Origin of the sequence: Mycolicibacterium xanthum, assembly GCF_019710635.1 — a bacterium.
In the GTDB taxonomy this organism is placed as follows: Bacteria; Actinomycetota; Actinomycetes; order Mycobacteriales; family Mycobacteriaceae; genus Mycobacterium; species Mycobacterium xanthum.
In genome coordinates, this window is sequence record NZ_JAIFZS010000126.1 from 1 (window position 1) to 921 (window position 921).

The 921-nt window shown below is 65.4% G+C and carries 2 protein-coding genes; both read left to right on the forward strand.

Annotated elements, in window-relative coordinates:
- Nucleotides 1-223: 223 nt before the first annotated feature.
- Entirely contained in the window at nt 224-556 is a 333-nt protein-coding gene (locus JDV09_RS26325) for a transposase (RefSeq protein WP_221372069.1), read from the forward strand.
- On the forward strand, nt 553-921 hold a 369-nt coding region (locus tag JDV09_RS26330), incomplete at its 3' end, for an IS3 family transposase (protein WP_221372070.1). The genes JDV09_RS26325 and JDV09_RS26330, both read left to right, overlap by 4 nt.

Here is a 921-nt window from a genome sequence, read left to right on the forward strand (position 1 = left end):
CATCGCGGTTGCGCCGTTTGGTCTCCCGCAGGTACACCCCTACACCGATAGCACATATCAGCTGGTGAAGTCCAGCGACACGCCTGAACTCGTGTGCCTACAGGAATTCACGGTTTCGGCGACTACCGAAGCCTCCTACCAGCACAATCGCTCCGCCCTACCCCGAAAATGTGCCTACGAACTGCGGAAGTCGGGCCTGGGGGAAGCGAGATGATCCAACGCGATGGCAAGGAAGAATTATCCCGATGAGTTCAAGCGTGACGCGGTCGCGCTCTACCGGGACACCGTGGGCGCGACGATCACCGTGATCGCTGCTGAGCTCGGTGTCGGCGAGGCCACGTTGTCGGCGTGGTGCAAGGCCACCGGGGTGCCGATCCGGCACCGCACGCCCGCGTCACCGGCCGCGACGAGCTCGGGTGCCGAGACCGCCGAGCAGGAGCTGGCCCGGCTACGCGCCCAGGTCAAGGACTTGCAGGCGGAGAAGACCAAGCTGGCCACCGAGCGTGACATTCTGCGGTCGGCGGCCAAGTATTTCGCCGGGGAGACGAACTGGTGAGCCGCTTCCAGTTCGTCGCCGACCACCGGGACGCCTTCAAGGTGAAGTGGCTGTGCGAGGTTGTCGAGATCGCGCGTTCGTCGTTCTACGCCTGGTTGGCCGGTGCCGATGCGCGTGCTGAGCGTCAGGCTGCTGATGAGGCGCTGGCCGAGCGGATCCGGGTGGTACATGACCAGGACAACAAGTACGGGGCGCCGCGGATCACCGCGGAACTCAACGATGGTGCGCCCGAGACCGAACGGGTCAACCACAAGCGGGTGGCCCGGGTGATGCGCGGCGTCGGGATCGCCGGCTACCGGCGCAAACGCCGCGTCAAGACCACCGTGGCGGATCCGGCCAATCAGAGGGTCCCTGATCTGCTCAAG